This is a genomic window from Sorangium sp. So ce381, assembly GCF_051473845.1.
GTDB classification, from domain to species: Bacteria; Myxococcota_A; Polyangia; order Polyangiales; family Polyangiaceae; genus Sorangium; species Sorangium atrum.
On sequence record NZ_CP150336.1, the window covers coordinates 6,602,880 to 6,619,742 of the forward strand.

Annotated in this window: 14 protein-coding genes; 13 read left to right on the top strand and 1 reads right to left on the bottom strand. The window is 71.0% G+C overall.

Annotated features, from left to right (window positions below):
• The first annotated feature begins 284 nt into the window (after nucleotides 1-284).
• Both WMF29_RS24520 and WMF29_RS24525 read left to right on the top strand, forming a co-directional pair.
• Nucleotides 285-1,766 carry a serine/threonine-protein kinase gene (locus tag WMF29_RS24520; RefSeq protein ID WP_437322565.1) on the top strand — a complete coding sequence of 494 codons (1,482 nt, stop codon included), beginning with the start codon at nucleotides 285-287 and terminating at the stop codon, nucleotides 1,764-1,766.
• Nucleotides 1,767-1,776: 10 nt separating this feature from the next.
• Nucleotides 1,777-2,901 carry a hypothetical protein gene (locus WMF29_RS24525; protein WP_437322566.1) on the top strand — a complete coding sequence of 375 codons (1,125 nt, stop codon included), beginning with the start codon at nucleotides 1,777-1,779 and terminating at the stop codon, nucleotides 2,899-2,901.
• Nucleotides 2,902-3,004: 103 nt separating this feature from the next.
• Here WMF29_RS24525 and WMF29_RS24530 read toward each other — a convergent pair whose 3' ends face one another.
• A complete protein-coding gene (locus tag WMF29_RS24530; RefSeq protein WP_437322567.1) occupies nucleotides 3,005-4,453 on the bottom strand; it encodes a PQQ-dependent sugar dehydrogenase in 1,449 nt (482 codons plus the stop codon).
• Between the two features lie 254 nt (nucleotides 4,454-4,707).
• On the opposite strand from WMF29_RS24530, the gene WMF29_RS24535 reads away from it, so the two are divergent.
• The 11 genes from WMF29_RS24535 to WMF29_RS24585 all read left to right on the top strand — a co-directional run bounded on the left by WMF29_RS24535 (nucleotide 4,708) and on the right by WMF29_RS24585 (nucleotide 16,839).
• Nucleotides 4,708-5,358 (top strand): cytochrome c3 family protein, encoded by a 651-nt coding sequence (locus tag WMF29_RS24535; RefSeq protein WP_437322568.1) that lies wholly within the window; start codon nucleotides 4,708-4,710, stop codon nucleotides 5,356-5,358.
• A gap of 155 nt (nucleotides 5,359-5,513) precedes the next feature.
• The gene (locus WMF29_RS24540; RefSeq protein WP_437322569.1) at nucleotides 5,514-8,549 is read left to right on the top strand and encodes a TAT-variant-translocated molybdopterin oxidoreductase; all 3,036 of its coding nucleotides are present in this window, start codon (nucleotides 5,514-5,516) and stop codon (nucleotides 8,547-8,549) included.
• The gene (gene nrfD, locus WMF29_RS24545) at nucleotides 8,546-9,889 is read left to right on the top strand and encodes an NrfD/PsrC family molybdoenzyme membrane anchor subunit (protein WP_437322570.1); all 1,344 of its coding nucleotides are present in this window, start codon (nucleotides 8,546-8,548) and stop codon (nucleotides 9,887-9,889) included. The genes WMF29_RS24540 and nrfD overlap by 4 nt, the downstream gene beginning before the upstream one ends.
• Before the next feature lies 1 nt (nucleotide 9,890).
• Nucleotides 9,891-10,424, top strand: a complete 534-nt coding sequence (locus WMF29_RS24550; protein ID WP_437322571.1) for a DUF3341 domain-containing protein — start codon at nucleotides 9,891-9,893, stop codon at nucleotides 10,422-10,424.
• The gene (locus tag WMF29_RS24555) at nucleotides 10,421-11,053 is read left to right on the top strand and encodes a c-type cytochrome (RefSeq protein WP_437322572.1); all 633 of its coding nucleotides are present in this window, start codon (nucleotides 10,421-10,423) and stop codon (nucleotides 11,051-11,053) included. Before WMF29_RS24550 ends, WMF29_RS24555 begins: the two co-directional genes overlap by 4 nt.
• Complete coding sequence (locus WMF29_RS24560; RefSeq protein ID WP_437322573.1) at nucleotides 11,050-12,237, top strand: hypothetical protein; 1,188 nt, start codon at nucleotides 11,050-11,052, stop codon at nucleotides 12,235-12,237. Before WMF29_RS24555 ends, WMF29_RS24560 begins: the two co-directional genes overlap by 4 nt.
• A complete protein-coding gene (locus WMF29_RS24565; RefSeq protein WP_437322574.1) occupies nucleotides 12,234-12,626 on the top strand; it encodes a hypothetical protein in 393 nt (130 codons plus the stop codon). The genes WMF29_RS24560 and WMF29_RS24565 overlap by 4 nt, the downstream gene beginning before the upstream one ends.
• Nucleotides 12,626-13,462, top strand: a complete 837-nt coding sequence (locus WMF29_RS24570) for an SCO family protein (protein ID WP_437322575.1) — start codon at nucleotides 12,626-12,628, stop codon at nucleotides 13,460-13,462. Before WMF29_RS24565 ends, WMF29_RS24570 begins: the two co-directional genes overlap by 1 nt.
• Complete coding sequence (gene coxB / locus WMF29_RS24575; RefSeq protein WP_437322576.1) at nucleotides 13,459-14,547, top strand: cytochrome c oxidase subunit II; 1,089 nt, start codon at nucleotides 13,459-13,461, stop codon at nucleotides 14,545-14,547. The genes WMF29_RS24570 and coxB overlap by 4 nt, the downstream gene beginning before the upstream one ends.
• Nucleotides 14,544-16,202 carry a cytochrome c oxidase subunit I gene (locus WMF29_RS24580; protein ID WP_437322577.1) on the top strand — a complete coding sequence of 553 codons (1,659 nt, stop codon included), beginning with the start codon at nucleotides 14,544-14,546 and terminating at the stop codon, nucleotides 16,200-16,202. The genes coxB and WMF29_RS24580 overlap by 4 nt, the downstream gene beginning before the upstream one ends.
• Nucleotides 16,177-16,839, top strand: a complete 663-nt coding sequence (locus WMF29_RS24585; RefSeq protein WP_437322578.1) for a cytochrome c oxidase subunit 3 — start codon at nucleotides 16,177-16,179, stop codon at nucleotides 16,837-16,839. The genes WMF29_RS24580 and WMF29_RS24585 overlap by 26 nt, the downstream gene beginning before the upstream one ends.
• Nucleotides 16,840-16,863 lie beyond the last annotated feature (24 nt).

A 16,863-nucleotide genomic window follows, 5' to 3' on the forward strand; every position in this document is an offset into this window, starting at 1 on the left:
AGGGCCCCTGGGGACGCCACGGCGCGCGGGCACGGGGACGCGGCGCGCCGGCACGGGGATGCGGCGCGCCGGCACGGGCGGCGGCGCGCCGGCACGGGCGCGGCGGCGCGCTTGGTGATGGCACGAACCCGACGGCGCGCAGGCCACGCCGGCGCGGCGGAGCCAAGCCCCGAGATTGATTGCCGTCCGTCCGGCGGCTATCGTTGGCTGGCTTTGCACCGGATTTTCCGCGAAGATCGCGCTGTTCACGGGGTCCGCGGTCCGGCGCGCGAAGGGACCGAGCCATGACGACCACCGCGCCGACACACGACGAAGCCGAGGGGCTGGTGCGACCGGGGCAGGTCATCGCCGAGAAGTACCGCGTCGAGCGGGTGATCGGCGCCGGCGGGATGGGCGTCGTCGTCGCCGCCACCCACCTCCAGCTGGAGGAGCGGGTCGCGATCAAGCTGCTCCTGCCGGAGGCGGCGAAGTCGCGCACGCTCGCCGAGCGCTTCGTGCGCGAGGCGCGCGCCGCGGTGAAGGTCAAGAGCGAGCACGTGGCGCGCGTGACGGACGTCGGGACGCTCGAGTCCGGCACGCCGTACATGGTGATGGAGTACCTGTCGGGCAGCGACCTCGCCGACGCGCTCCGCGCGGGCGGGCCGATGACCCCGCAGGCGGCCGTCGAGTACGTCCTCCAGGCCTGCGAGGCGCTCGCCGAGGCGCACGCCGCGGGCATCATCCACCGCGACCTCAAGCCCGCGAACCTGTTCCTCACGCGGCGGGCGGACAGCTCCCCGTGCGTGAAGGTGCTCGACTTCGGCATCTCGAAGGTGGCGACCGGCGGCTCCGACCCGCGGATCACCGACACGAAGGCCATCATGGGGTCGCCGCTCTACATGTCGCCCGAGCAGCTCAAGTCCTCGCGCGACGTCGACGCGCGCACCGACATCTGGTCGCTCGGCGTCATCCTGTTCGAGCTGCTCACCGGCGCGCCGCCGTTCGACGGCGCGACGATGCCGCAGCTCTGCGTGGCGATCATGCAGGGGATCCCGAGCCCCCTCGCCGCGTTCCGCTCCGACGTGCCCCGGGCGCTCGAGGCGGTGATCCGCAAGTGCCTGGAGAAGCTGCCGGAGCAGCGGTTCCGCCACGTCGGGGAGCTGGCCGAGGCGCTCGCGCCGTTCGCGACCGGGCGGGCCCGGCTCTCCGTCGACCGGATCAGCGGGATCTCGCGGAGCTCGGGGCCCCCGCGGCCGGAGCTCCCTTCGGCGAGCGGGGTGACCTCGCCGACCGTTGTGAACACGTCGCTGAACACCTCGCCGACGTGGAGCGGGACGGTCGTGACGCGAAAGCGACCGGTGGGGCTCGCCGTCGCGGCCGGCGCCTTCGTGTCGCTGATCGCCGCGATCGCGGTCTTCGCGTTCCTGACGTCCCGCGCGCGCGGCGACGGCGCAGCGACCGAGCCGACCGCCAGCGCCTCGGCCGCGCCGTCGCTGGCGGACGCCGCGGCACAGCCGCCGACCGCGCCCGCGTCGCTCTCGCCGACCGTCACGCCCGGCGGCGCCGAGGCCCCCGCGCCGACGGACGACCGCCCGGCGGCGCCGGCCCCGGCCGAGATCCCCCCCGCGGCGACGGCCAGCGGCAAGCCCACCGCGCCGCGGCGGCCGAGCGCCGCGCCGCGACCCCCGGCCGCCGCGAGCGCCACGCAGCAGGCTCCGGCCACCCGGCCGCCCGCCGCCCCGGCCGCTGCGCCGCCCGGCGGCAACCTGTTCGATGATCGCAAGTGAGGACACCACGATGACGAGCCTGCCCGTGCAGCACCTCGGGCGCCTGCTGGCGCTCGCGATGTTCCTTGCCGCCCTGCTGGGCGGCCGTGACGCGAGGGCCGACACGGCGGCCGCGCAGGCCCTGTTCGACGCGGCCAAGCAGCTGATGGCCCAGGGCAAATACGCCGACGCGTGCCCCAAGCTCGAGGAGAGCCAGCGGCTCGACCCTGGCATCGGCACGCAGTTCAACCTCGCGGCCTGTTACGAGCAGCTCGGCCGGACGGCGAGCGCCTGGTCGATGTTCCTCGAGGTGGCCGGCGCGTCGAAGGCCGCCGGCCAGCTGGAGCGCGAGAAGGTCGCCCGACAGCGCGCCGCCGCGCTCGAGCCGCGGCTCATCCGGCTGACGATCACGGCGCCGGCCGACTCCCCGGCCGACCTCCAGGTGAAGCGCGACGGCGCCCTCGTGGGGCGCGCGCAGTGGGGCACGCCGGTGCCCGTGGATCCCGGGAAGCACACGGTGGAGGCCTCCGCCGCCGGCCGAGCGCCGTTCGCGAGGTCCGTGGAGCTCAGCCGGGCGGGCGCCTCGGAGACGCTGGCCATCCCGCCGCTGCCCCCGGGCGCGCCGGCGCGCAACGCCGCCCTCCCGCCGAGCGGCCCCCCCGCGCCCGCCGGCGCCGCCGCGCCCCCGCCGAGCGGCGCCACGGCACCCGCGGGCGCCGCCGCGCTGCGAGCGAGCGGCGCGCCTTTCGCGCCGGTCGCCGCGCATGCGCCGGCGCCCCCGGCTGCGCCGCTGACCAAGCGCCGCAGCAAGGGGATGATGGTCACGGGCATCGTCCTGACGAGCCTCGGCACCGTCGCCCTCCTGGGCGGGGGCCTGGTGCTCGCCTCCTCCTCCTCGTGCGCCGGCGACAGCTGCGGGTACGACTCCAGCGACCCGTTCGCCGACGACGAGGTCTACGAGGAAGACGACACGGAAGGCGCCGGGGTCGGGCTCGTCGTCGGCGGGCTCGTCCTCGCCGGCGTCGGCATCCCGCTGGCCATCATCGGCGGCCGCAAGGTGCCGGTGCAGCCCGAGAAGCAGGCCGCCTCCGCGCCGGCGCCGCCGCCCGAGCTCGTCATCGGCCCGCGCTACGCCGGGCTCCGCTGGTCCATGTGAAGGCCGGCGCCAGCGCCGGCGCGGCGCTGCGCCAGCGCGGCGCGCACGGCCGTGCGCCGGCGCGGCGAAAGGGGCCTGAGCGCTCACTCCGGACCGTGAGCGCTCATTCCGGATCGATGCGGTACACGGTGCCGCCGAGGTCGACCACGTAGACCTCGCCGGCCCCGTCCTGCCCGAAGCTGGCGATGCGGAAGCCGAACGACCCGAGATCGTCCGTCCGGTCGACGGGCGCCGAGGCCACCCCGCCCTCATACGTGAGCGTCCAGACCCTGCCGCTGCAGTAATCGCCGTAGAAGTAGCTCCCCCGGAGCCACGGGATCCTGCTGCCCCGGTAGACGTAGCCGCCGGTGACCGAGCAATCCTCGATGACCTGCCCGGCATGGCCGTACTCGGCGGTGGGGAGCGTGATGGTCCCGTCGAGATCGCAGCTCTCCGCGGGAATGAAGCAGTGCGCGCCCTCCATCCGGCGCCAGCCGTAGTTCTTCCGTCCCTGCCCGGCCGGCTCGATGTCGATCTCTTCCCAGAGGCGCTGACCGACGTCCGCGATGTAGAGATCGCCCGTGCATGCGTCGAAGCTGAAGCGGTACGGGTTCCGCAAGCCATAGTCCCAGATCTCGGGCAGGACGCCTTCGCCCGTCATGTTCCCTTCCGGGATGCCGTACGGGTGTGTCGAGACGTCGAGGCGAAGGATCTTCCCGAGCAGCGTCGTGAGCGCCTGACCGTTGCCGATGTCCGCATGGTTGGGGCCCGCGTCGTTGTTGTCCCCGCCGTCGCCGAGCCCGAGATAGAGAAAGCCGTCGATCGGGCTGAACTCGAGCGAACCGCCGTTGTGGTTCCGGTGCAGATCCACGACCTCGAGGTACGTGGCCACCGGATCTGGACTGGCCACGTCCGGTCGCTCTCCCCGCGCGAACTCGACCACGCGCGCGTTGCCGCCCGTCGCCTTGTCCGTGTAGTGGACGAAGAAGCGACCGCCGTCCTCGTAATCCGGGTGGAAGGCGAGCCCGAGGAGACCGCGCTCGCCGTTGTCATTGAACAGGACGCGGTCCCGGATATCGAGGAACACCTTGGGCTCCGCCGCTCCGTCGTCGAGGACGAGGATCTGGCCAGGCTGCGTCAGGATGAAGAGCCGCGTGGGGTCGCCCGGCGCGGATTTCACGAGGAGCGGGTGATCGAGGCCGGAGACGACCGTCGTGAGCTTCAGCACGCCCTCGTCCTCGCTCGGCGGCGCACAGCTGAATCCCTCTGCGGGCTCGCCGCCGCCGCTGCCGCCAGCGCCGCTGCCGCCGCCAGCCCCGCTGCCGCCAGCCCCGCTGCCGCCAGCCCCGCTCGCGCCCGTCCCGCTGCCGCCAGCGCCGCTGCCGCCAGCCCCGCTGCTGCCACCCCCACTCGCGTCCGCCCCGCCGGCTGCGGCCGATGAGGCCCCGCCGGTCGTGCCGGGCGGCAGCGGAGAGATCGACTCCTCGCGCGAGCAGGCGATGAACGCGAGCTCGGCCGCCAGAATGAGCGCGAGGCTCGGAAGGGACGACAGGGCTGAGCTCGACGGCCTCATCGCCGGACGATATCGTAGATCGAAGCCCAGGGCGGCGAAGATCCGGTGTTGGAGGCGCTCTCACGCCCCGCGCGCGTTCGAGGACGCCCGCCGCGCGCGCACGCCGGACGGCGCCGCTGCGGCCTCCCCCTGACGCGCCTACGCCGGCGTTCGGGGCGCGGCGAGATCGCGAAACGAGCCCTGCGATCCACGCATCGATATCGATGGAGCTGGCCCCATCGCCGCACTTCGAGCGAGGCCAACCACACGAGAGCATGGCATCCGTTTTTCCGCGCTGGAGCAACACCGCTTTCCGACTCGCCATCGCCGCCGTCATCCTCGGCGGCGCGGCGGCCGTGGCAGCGCCGATGATCTACGTGCGCACGGACTGGAACACCGGGCGGCACCTGCCCGTGCAGCAGCCCGTGCAGTTCGACCACAGGCACCACGTGCAGGACGACGCCATCGAGTGCCGGTTCTGCCATTACACGGTCGGGCGGACGGCCACGGCGGGCATGCCATCGACAGCGGTCTGCATGGGCTGTCACAGCCAGATCTGGAATCAGAGCCCCAAGCTCGAGCTCGTCCGGAACAGCTATTTCTCGGGCACGCCGATCGTCTGGAACCGCGTCAACGACGTGCCCGACTTCGTCTATTTCAACCACGCGATCCACGTGAACAAGGGCGTCGGGTGCGTGACGTGCCACGGCCGCGTGGATCAGATGCCCGAGGTCCGGCAGGCGACGCCGATGACGATGGGCTGGTGCCTCGAGTGCCACAGGGCGCCGGAGCGCCACCTCCGCCCGCTCTCGGCGATCACGGACATGGACTGGGACCCGGGCCCCGACGCGGAGCGGATCGGCCGGCAGATCGCGCAGCAGCTCGGCGTGCGGCACCTCGTCCACTGCTCGGCCTGCCACAGGTGAGCGCGCGCGGGCGCGAACGGAGCGACACACAGGGGATCATCGAGGAGCGACCAGGACACCTACGAGAGCGCGAGAGGACGAGGGGCCATGGGCGGCCAGCAGCGGAGCGCCGTCAGGGCGGCGGCGCGGATCCAACGATGACCTGAAGAGGGACGATGGCTGATCAGAAACAGATCCCGTGGAGCGCCGCGCTCGACGGCAAGACGGGTAAAGCGTACTGGCGCAGCCTCGCGGAGCTCCTCGAGTCACCAGAGCTCCTCGAGGCCGCGGCGCGGGAGCTCCCGGCGAGCGCGGGCAATCCGGCCGCGATGAGCCGGCGGCGCTGGCTCGAGCTCCTCGGCGCGGGCATGGCGCTCGCCGGCGTGTCCGGGTGCAGATCGAGGGCCGGGGACAACATCGTCCCTTACGTGACGACGCCGCCCGAGGTGACGCCGGGCGTGCTCCGGTATTACGCCACCAGCCTGGATCTCGACGGGTTCGCGACGGGCGTCCTCGTCGAGAGCCACGAGGGGCGGCCGACGAAGGTCGAAGGCAATCCGCAGCACCCGGCGAGCCTCGGCTCGACCGGCGTCTACGAGCAGGCGTCGGTGCTCGGCCTCTACGATCAGCACCGCGCGCGCGCGGCGCGCCGCGGCGCGGCCCCGGCGACGTGGCGCGCGTTCGTCCAGCAGTTCGAGGGCGCCCGGAGCGATCGCGGCGCCGGGCTCCGGTTCGTCCTTCGGCCCACCGGCTCTCCGCTCCTCCTCGACCTCATCGGCCGCGTCCAGGCGCGCTATCCGGCGGCCCGGTTCACGTTCTACGCGCCCGCTCGATCGGCGCACCCGGCGCGAGGGGCCGAGCTCGCCTTCGGCGCTCCGCTCCAGGCGCAGTACGACTTCCGGACAGCCGACGTCATCCTCGCGCTCGACGCCGACTTCCTCGCGTCGATGCCGTTCAGCGTGCGGTATTCGCGCCAATTCGCGGAGCGCAGGCGCATCGGCTCGCCGACAGGCACCATGAACCGGCTCTATGTGATCGAGCCCGGGCTGACCCCGACGGGGAGCATGGCCGATCACCGCCTGCGCAAGCGGCCGAGCGACGTGCCGGCGATCGCCGCGGCGATCGCGGCCGAGCTGCTCCTGACCGAGGGCGCTCGCCCGGGGCTCATCCCTCCCCAGGCGCTCGGCGCGCTCGATCCCCTCCGGGCGCGGGTCAGCGAGGCGGAGAGGCGCTTCGCCCGGGCGGTGGCGCGCGACCTCGCGCGCGGGGGCGCGGCGAGCGTCGTCGTCGCGGGGGAGCGGCAGCCTCCCGGGGTGCACGCGCTCGCGCACCTCATGAACGCGGCGCTCCGCAACGACCGCGCGGCGTGGACCACCGCGGGGACCTTGATCACGGCAGGCGCCGCCGAGCAGGACCTCACGGCGCTCGCCGAGGAGCTCCGCCGCGGCGCCGTCGATACCCTCGTGCTCCTCGAGAACAACGTGGTTTACACGGCGCCCGCGGATCTCGAGCTCCCGGCGCTGCTCCGCTCCGTCCCGAGCCGGGTCTACCTCGGGCTCTACGAGGACGAGACCGCCGCGGGCTGCGACTGGTTCGTGCCCGCCGCGCACGATCTCGAGGCCTGGGGAGACGCGCGCGCGTACGACGGCACGAGCTCGCTGATCCAGCCGCTCATCGAGCCGCTCTTCCAGGGCAGGACCGCCGCCGAGGTGCTCGCGGTGTTCGCGGGCGAGACGCAGAAGAGCGCGCGCGACCTCCTGCGCGACACCTGGGCCGCGCGCCGGGGCGGCGCGGACTTCGATGCGTTCTGGGAGGACGCGCTCCGGCGCGGGCTCGTCGAGGGCACCGCAGCCCCGCGCGAGGACGCCAAGCTGCGGCTCGACGGGGTGACCGCGGCGCTCGCGCACCTCGCGGCGGCGGCCCCGCCGAAGGCGGACGCCATCGAGGTCGCCTTCTCGACCGACGCGAGCGTCTATGACGGCCGGTTCGCCAACAACCCGTGGCTCCTCGAGCTGCCCGATCCCATGACCAAGCTCACCTGGGACAACGCCGCGCTGCTCAGCCCGGCGACGGCGAAGGCGCTCGGCGTCGAGAGCGAGGATGTGGTCGATCTCGAGCTCGGGGGGCGAACGATCTCGATACCGGTCCTCGTCGCGCCGGGGCACGCCGACGGCACGGTGTCGCTCGCGCTCGGTTACGGGCGCAGCGGCGCCGAGTCGATCGCCGCGGGGGTGGGGTCCGACGCGTACCGGCTCCGCACCGCGGCCGCGCCCTTCTTCGCGGCAGGCGCCTCGGTGACGAAGCGGCCGGACCAGAAGCACAAGCTCGCCCTGACGCAGCGGCACTGGAGCCTGGAGGGGCGCCCCATAGCGCTCTCGATCCCCCTCGCCGTCTACCGCGAGCGCCCCGACTTCACGGAGGCGCTCAAGGGGCCATTGCCGTCCCTCATGCCCCCGACGCCTCCCCCCGGGGCGCCGAAGGACCAATGGGCCATGACGATCGATCTCTCGATCTGCACCGGCTGCAGCGCGTGCGTCACGGCGTGCCAGGCCGAGAACAACGTCGTCGTGGTGGGCAAGGAGGAGGTCCTGAACAGCCGCGAGATGCACTGGCTCCGCATCGACACGTACGTGTCCGACGACCCGCGAGACCCGAGCAACCCGGCCGTCGTCCACCAGCCCATGCTGTGCCAGCACTGCGAGAAGGCGCCGTGCGAGTACGTGTGTCCGGTGAACGCGACGACGCACAGCCCCGACGGGCTCAACGAGATGACCTACAACCGCTGCGTCGGGACGCGGTTCTGCTCGAACAACTGCCCGTACAAGGTCCGCCGCTTCAACTGGTTCGATTACGGCGAGCTCCGCGCGTACAACACGGGGCTCACGAAGCTCCAGCGCAACCCCGACGTGACGGTGCGGGAGCGCGGCGTCATGGAGAAGTGCACGTACTGCGTCCAGCGGATCCGCCGGGCGGAGATCGCCGCGCGGGTGGAAGACCGCGCGATCCGCCCCGGAGAGGTCGTCACCGCGTGCCAGCAGGCCTGTCCGACGCAGGCGATCCAGTTCGGCTCTCTCGCGCACGAGGGGACGGAGGTGGTGGCGTGGCGGGGCGAGCCGCGGAGCTACGCGGTGCTCCACGACCTGGGCACCCGGCCGAGGACCATGTACCTCGCGCGCGTCGACAACAAGAACCCGGAGCTCGACGAGCCGTGACGGAGCCCCTCATCCTCGGCCGGCCAACCGACGAGGAGCTCTCCGAAGAGCTCCTGTCGGTCGTCTGGAAGCCGCGATCCAGGCTCTGGTGGGCGGCGTTCGCCATCACCGGCGCCGGGACGGCCGTGCTCCTGCTCGCCATCACCTACACGATCACCACGGGCATCGGGGTCTGGGGAAACAACATCCCGGTGGGCTGGGCGTTCGGGATCATCAACTTCGTGTGGTGGATCGGAATCGGCCACGCGGGGACGTTCATCTCCGCGATCCTGCTCCTCCTGGAGCAGCGCTGGCGCACGAGCATCAACCGCTTCTCCGAGGCGATGACCCTCTTCGCCGTCATCCAGGCAGGCATCTATCCGCTCATGCACCTCGGCCGGCCATGGTTCGCCTACTGGCTCGTCCCCTACCCCGCGACGCTGAGGCTATGGCCCCAGTTCAAGAGCGCGCTGCCGTGGGACGCCGCGGCCGTGTTCACGTACTTCACGGTCTCCCTCGTCTTCTGGTACGTCGGGCTCATCCCCGACTTCGCGGCCCTCCGCGACCGGGCGCCGGGCCGCCTCCGCCGGATCGTCTACGGCGTCCTGTCGCTCGGCTGGCGCGGCTCCGCGGTCACCTACCGACACTACCGCCTCCTCTACGGGTTGCTCGCAGGGCTCGCGACGCCGCTCGTGCTCTCGGTGCACTCGATCGTGAGCACCGATTTCGCGATGGCGCTCGTCCCGGGCTGGCACTCGACCATCTTCCCCCCGTTCTTCGTCGCCGGAGCCATCTTCTCCGGCTTCGCGATGGTGCTGACGCTGCTCATCCCGGCGCGCCGGATCTTCCACCTGGAGAACGTCGTCACCCAGCGCCACATCGACAACCTGAGCAAGATGGCGCTCGTGACCGGCTGGATCGTCATCTACTCGTACGTCATCGAGCTCTTCGTCGCCTGGTACAGCGGAGAGGCGACCGAGATCTACCAGTTCTTCGTCGCGCGCCCCGTCGGGCCGAACGCAGCGGTCTTCTGGGTGCAGATGATCTGCAACGTGCTCGTCACCCAGCTGCTCTGGTTCCCGCGGGTCCGGAAGAACATGATCCTGCTCTGGATCATCTCGATCCTCCTGAACGTCGGGATGTGGTCCGAGCGGTTCGTGATCATCGTCATGGGGCTGCAGCGCGATTTCATGCCGTCGGCGTGGCACGCCTACCACCCGACGTACGTCGATATCTCGATGTTCATCGGGACGATCTGCTTCTTCCTGCTGCTCATCCTGATTTTCCTCCGCCTCTTCCCGTTCATTCCCGTGACCGAGGTCAAGGAGCTGAACCACGAGCTCGGCAAGGAGGAGCACTGAGATGAGGAGAGGACTGCTCGCCGAGTTCGAGACGCCCGAGGCGATGCTCCGGGCGATCGCGGAGCTCAGGAGCCGGGGATACCGGCGGCTCGACGCGTTCACGCCGTACCCCATCCGCGGCGTCGATGAGGCGCTCGGACTCCGCCGCTCGCCGCTCAACTGGATCATCCTGCCCTTCGCGATCGTGGGAACCGCGGCAGGCTACATCATCCAGTGGTTTTGCAACGCGTACGACTACCCGCTCATCGTGGGCGGGCGGCCGCCGCACGCCGCCCCGGCCTTCATACCGATCACCTTCGAGACGATGGTGCTCACGTCCTCCCTCACCGGGTTCGTCGTGCTGCTCGTCCTCGCCCGGCTGCCCGAGCTCTGGCACCCGGTGTTCGACGTCCCCGGGTTCGAGCGCGCCTCCATCGATCGGTTCTGGGTCGGCATCGACGCCCGCGATCCAGCGCTCATCAGCCCCATCGCCGAGCGCGATCTCACCGATCTCGGCGCCATCACCGTGGCCTGGGCCGGAAAGGAGCGCTCATGACGCGCGGACGGCTCCTCTCGCTCTCCTGCCTGGCCGCGGCGCTCTGCCTCTCGTGCACGCCGGTGACCACGGCCGACGCCGAGCCCGGCGACGTTGACCTGCTGGATCTCGAGCGCATGCTCAGGCAGCGGCGCTTCGCGCCCTACCAGCCGACAGACCTCTTCGACGACGGCTCGGTCATGCGCCACCCGCCGGCGGGCGCCGTGCCGAACGACCGCGTGACCGGCGATCCCGGGCTCACCCACGGGTTCACGGGCGGAACGTACGTGGCGCGCATCCCGGCCCCGGTGACCATCGAGCTGCTCCGGTACGGGCAGGAGCGCTTCGAGATCCACTGCGCCGCCTGCCACGGGGTCGCCGGAGATGGAGATTCGGTGGTCGCGCGCAACATGACGCTGCGGCGCCCGCCGTCCCTCGTCGACGCGCGCGTGCAGGCGTTCCCTCCCGGCCGCATCTACCGGGTCATCGTCGAGGGCTACGGGCTCATGCGCTCGTACGAGACGCAGATCCCGCTGATGGAGCGCTGGGCGATCGTGGCCTATGTGAAAGCACTCGGGAAGAGCCGCGCCACCGCGCTCGACGCGCTCCCCCCACCCCTCCGCGAGCGCGCCCGGAAGGAGCTCCAGTGAACCGGCGATTCCCCATCTTCCGGGGCGGCCGCGCGATCGTGTCGAGGTCCCTCGGCCTCGCGCTCCTCGGCGCCCTGCTGCTCGTCATCGGCGCGTTCGTGGACCGGGAGCGGCTCTTCTACGCGTACCTTGCGGCCTACGCCTTCGCCGTGACCACGGCGGTCGGGGCGCTCCTCTTTCTCATGACCTGCCACGCCATGAACGCGACATGGCCGGTGGCGGTCCGCCGCCTCACGGAGGCGATCGTCGGGGCGCTGCCGCTCCTCTGCGCGCTGTTCATCCCGCTCCTGTTCGGCCTCGGCGCGCTCTACGGCGAGTGGCTCCACCCCGAGTCGATCCATGAGGAGCACGTCCGAGCCATCGTGCTCCACAAGACGCCCTACCTGAACCTCCCGTTCTTCCTCGTGAGGACGGGGTTCTACTTCGCTGTCTGGCTCGTCTTCGGCGTCCTGCTCCGGCGCGGCTCGATGACGGGCGACGCGAACCCGGCGCTCGCGGACAGCCGGCGTCTCCGCGTGATCAGCGTCGCCGGCCTGCCGCCCGTCGCGCTCACGCTCTCGTTCGCGGCCTTCGACTGGCTCATGTCCCTCGCGCCGACGTGGGTGTCCACGATGTTCCCCGTCTACGTGTTCGCCGGCGGCTTCGTCGCGGCGATCGCGCTGCTCACGGTGCTCGCGTTCGCCGCCGAGCGCGCCGGGCTCCTGCCCGGGCTGAACGAGTCGCACTACTACGCGCTCGGCCGGCTCCTCCTCGCGTTCACCATCTTCTGGGCCTACGCCGCGTTCTTCCAGCTCCTGCTGATATGGATCGGGAACAAGCCAGCAGAGGTGGAGTTCTACGTCCTCCGCTCCCACGGCCCGTGGGCGGTCATGTCCGTCGTCCTCGTGCTCACGCGGTTCGTGATCCCCTTCGTGATCCTGCTCAACTACAGGATCAAGCGGCGCCCGGCGTGGCTGTCGGCCGTCGCCGCCTGGATCTTCGTCGCGCACTACCTCGACATGCACTGGCTCGTCGCGCCCGAGGCCCCCGGCGCTCGCGCGCCGTTCCACTGGCTCGACGCGGCGGCGCTCCTCGCCGTGGTCGGCTCGTGCGTCGCGTTCACCGTGCTGCGGGCGCGCGGCAAGCCGCTCGTCCCCGTCAACGACCCGGCGCTGCCGGCCGCCTTCCGCTACGAGAGCGTATGACGTCCAACTATCGCCGTCCCGACGTGCACCAGGAAGAGGATGTCGTCCAGTGGAAGACGATCCTCGCCGTCGCGTTCGCCGTCGTCGTGATCTTCATCGTCCTGGGCCTCTGGGCCTGGATGCTCATGCGCGGGCGCGAGGCGGAGCTCCGCCCCGCGGGGAAGGGAGCCGAGCGTGCCAGTGAGATCTCCCTGCCGCGCGGCGAGGTGGCCGGGGTGGATCAGCGCATCTTCCGGCGCGAGGAGATGGGCGAAGAGGGCGTCGGCACGGCGCTGAACCGCCGGAAGCGCGAGGAGCTCGGCCGCTTCGGCTGGGTCGACCAGAGCCGCGGGCTCGCGCAGATCCCGATCGAGGACGCGATGAATCTCGTCGTGGAGGAGAGCCGCTGATGAGGATGCAACACCTGTCCACCACGGCGTTTCTCGCGCTCGTGCTCGCGCGCGCGCCGGTCGCGGCCGCCGCCGATCCGCCGTCGCTCCCGCCCGCCGCGCGCGAGGCCGACATCGAGGAGCGCCTCGGGAGCGCCATCGACACGGCGCTCCCCTTCACCGACATGGACGGGCGGCGCGCCCCGCTCGCCGAGCACTTCGACGGGCGGCGGCCCGTCCTCCTGGTCCTCGCCTATTACCGCTGCCCGACGCTCTGCGGCCTCGTGCTGCGCGGCCTGGTCGCCGGCATGGCGAAGCTCGATTACCGGCTGGGCGAGGACTACCGCGCGCTCACGGTGAGCTTCGATCCGCGGGACACCCCGGCCACGGCGGCGCGGAAGAGGACAGCCGCGCTGTCGGCCCTCGGCCTTGCCGGCGCGCCGACGCCGGAGACCTGGCCCTTCCTGACCGGCGCGCTGCCCGAGATCCGCGCGCTCGCCGGCGATCTCGGCTTCCGGTTCGCGTACGACCCCCAGACGGAGCAGTACGCGCACCCCGCCGCCGTCTTCGTCCTCACGCCGCAGGGCCGCATCTCACGGATCCTCTATGGCATCGAGTTCTCCCCCCTCGATCTCCGCCTCTCGCTCCTCGAGGCGAGCCGGGGGCAGATAGGCACCCCGCTCGAGCGCGTGCTCATGACGTGTTATCGCTACGACCCCGCGAGCCGCCGGTACGGCCCTTATGTGGCCGGCTTCCTGAGGCTCGGCGGGGCCGCCATCCTGGCCTGGGTCGCCGCGGTGGTCGCCTTCTTCGGCTGGCAAGGGCGGCGGCGCAGGAGACTGGAGCGCGCGCGATGAACGAGCTGCTGCGCCAGCTGCTCTTCTTGCCCGAGCAGCGCTCCTCGCTGGCCCGCGAGATCGACGGGCTGCACTACTTCGTCATCCTGGTGACGATGGGCGGCGCCGCCCTCATCACGCTCATCGGCGGGTATTTCCTGATCCGCTATCGCCGGCGGCCCCAGGACACGCCGCGGCCGCACCCCGGGGCGTTCGCCCGGCCGGCGCTCTTCCTCGAGACGGTGTCGCTCTTCGCGCTGGGCTTCCTCTTCCTCACCTTCTGGACCATCGGCACGCGCCAGTTCGCCGACCTGCGCACGGCGCCGGACGACGCGCTCGACGTCTATGTCACGGGCAAGCAGTGGATGTGGAAGTTCGGTTATCCGGGGGGAGACCGCGAGATCTCGGTGCTCTACGTCCCAGCGCACAGGCCGGTCCGGCTCATCATGACGTCGCGCGACGTCATCCACAGCTTCTACGTGCCCGCGTTCCGCATCAAGCAGGACGTCATCCCTGGTCGGTACACCACGGCCTGGTTCGAGGCGAACGAGCCCGGCGCTTACCCCATCCTGTGCGCGGAGTTCTGCGGCACGAGCCACTCCGAGATGCGCGGCCAGGTGATCGCGCTCTCCCCGGTCGACTACGAGCGCTGGCTCGCGGGCGGCCTGGCGAGCGCCCCGGCGTTCGCGCAGAAGGCCGCCGCCGAGGCGGAGAACGAGCTCGCCGAGGCGGAGCCGACGATGCCGAGCCGCGGCGAGCTCGCCGCCGCGAAGCACGGCTGCCTCCGCTGCCACACCCTCGACGGAACACCGCACGTCGGCCCGAGCTGGGCCGGGCTCTACCGCGCCGTCGTACCGCTCGAGTCCGGCGGCGAGCGCGTCGCCGACGAGGCCTACATCACGGAGTCGATCATGGATCCGCTCGCCGCGCTGCACCGCGGGTTCCCGCCGGTCATGCCGTCCTATCTCGGACAGATCGCGCCGCCCGACGTCGCCGCGATCATCGAGCTCATGAAATCGCTTCGCGACGTCCCTCACGGCCCCGACGTGCCGTGGGACGGCGGGGTCCCCGGGAGCAGCGTCACGCCGGAGGGGGTAGCGCCATGATGGCCCACGAGGTCGAGGGGACAGCGCCCGTCCACGGCGCGCACGAGGTCGATTATCTCCGCGCCGGCGCGGGCGTGCGATCGTGGCTGCTCACGACCGATCACAAGCGCATCGGCGTCATGTTCTACGTGCTCGTGGTGCTGATGCTCCTGCTCGGCGGCGCCTTCGCGCTGGTCCTCCGGACCGAGCTCCTGACCCCCGGGCCCACCGTGATCAGCGCGGCGATCTACAACCGCATGTTCACGCTCCACGGCGTGGTCATGGTCTGGCTCTTCATGATCCCGTCGATCCCGAACATCTTCGGGAACTTCGTCCTCCCGCTCATGATCGGCGCCAAGGATCTCGCCTTCCCGCGCCTCAACCTGGCGAGCCTCTACGTCTACGCGATCGGCGCCGTCGTCACGCTGGCGGCGACGATCGCCGGGGGCGCCGACACCGGCTGGACGTTCTACCCGCCGTACAGCACGACCACGCCCGCGGGCGTCCTTCCGGTCGTGATCGGCATCTTCATCCTCGGCGTCTCGTCGATCATGACGGCGGTGAACTTCATCGCCACGACCCACACGATGCGGGCCCGCGGGATCAGCTGGGGGCGAGTGCCGCTCTTCGTGTGGGCCATCTACAGCACGAGCATCATCATGCTGCTCGCGACGCCCGTCCTCGGCCTGACGATCCTGCTCGTCGGGCTGGACCACGTCTACCATTTCGGCGTCTTCGATCCGACGCTCGGCGGCGATCCCGTGCTGTTCCAGCACCTGTTCTGGTTCTACTCCCATCCTGCCGTCTACATCATGGTGCTCCCGGCGCTCGGGGTCATCAGCGAGGTGGTCTGCACCTTCGCGCAGCGGCAGCCGGCGTCCTACTGGGCGATCGCCCTCTCGTCGTTCGGCATCGCGCTGATCGGGTTCGCGGGGTGGGGGCACCACATGTTCGTGGCCGGGATGAGCGAGCTCGACGCCGGGATCTTCGGCGCGTTCTCGATGTTCATCGCCATCTTCTCCGCCATCAAGGTCTTCACCTGGGTGGCGACGCTGCACAGGGGTGCCATCCAGTTCAACACCCCGATGCTCTATTTCTTCTGGTTCCTGTTCCTCTTCGTCTTCGGCGGCATGACGGGCGTCGCCGTGGCCACGCAGTCGCTCGACGTCCACTGGCACGACACCTATTTCGTCGTCGCCCACTTCCATTTCATCATGGTGGGCGGCACGCTCACAGCGTTCCTCGCGGCGGCGCACTACTGGTTCCCCAAGATGTTCGGCCGCGCCTACTCGGAGTCGATGGGGCTGCTCACCTCGTTCGGGGTGTTCCTTGGGTTCATCCTGACGTTCCTCCCCCAGTTCCTGGCGGGCAACGCCGGGATGCCGCGCCGCTATTACAGCTATCCGGCGCAGTACCAGTGGCTGAACGTGCTCTCGACGGGCGGGGCCTACCTGCTCGCGGGCGCGCTCGTGCTCGCGCTGCTCAACCTCCTCATCGCCCTGCGCTGGGGGCCGCGCGCCAGCGCCAATCCATGGAGGTCCCGGAGCTACGAGTGGATGACGCCGCGCATCCCGCCGGAGCACAACTTCCCTGTGACGCCGGTCATCGATCGCGGCCCGTACGATTACCACCTGACCGAAGAGGAAGCCCATGCCCGAGTCTCAACCGCCCGCTGAGCAGCTCGCGCCGGCGCGGCTGGCCATGCAGTTCGAGGATCTCGAGAAGCAGACCCACGCCGCGCATTTCGGCATGTGGATCTTCCTCGCCAGCGAGATCCTGCTCTTCGCCGGGCTCTTCGCCCTCTACGCCTCCTACCGCGCGGTCTTCGGCCACGAGTTCAGCGCCGGCGTCGCGCACAACAACGCCGTCATCGGGACCTCGAACACCGCGATCCTCCTGACGAGCAGCCTGCTCGTCGCGCTGAGCGTCTATGCCGTGCGCCTCGACCGGCCCACGATGGCCGGCCGCCTCCTGCTCGGCGCCATCGCGCTCGGCCTCGCCTTCCTCGTGCTGAAGGGCGTCGAGTACACCCAGCACTTCCACGAGGGGATCTTCCCCGGCTCGGCCTACCGCTTCGAGGAGCTCCCGCAGGCCGGCGCGAAGATGTTCTTCACCCTCTATTTCCTGACGACAGGGCTCCACGCCATCCACGTCACGGCGGGGCTCGTGGTCCTCGGCTGGCTCACGTGGGGGTGCTTCCGGCGCCGGTACGGCGCGGGCAACGACACGCACATCGAGCTCGGCGGCCTCTACTGGCACCTGGTCGACGTGATCTGGATATTCCTCTGGCCGATGCTCTACCTGATGCACTGATGCACCGCTAACGGCACGTTGCGC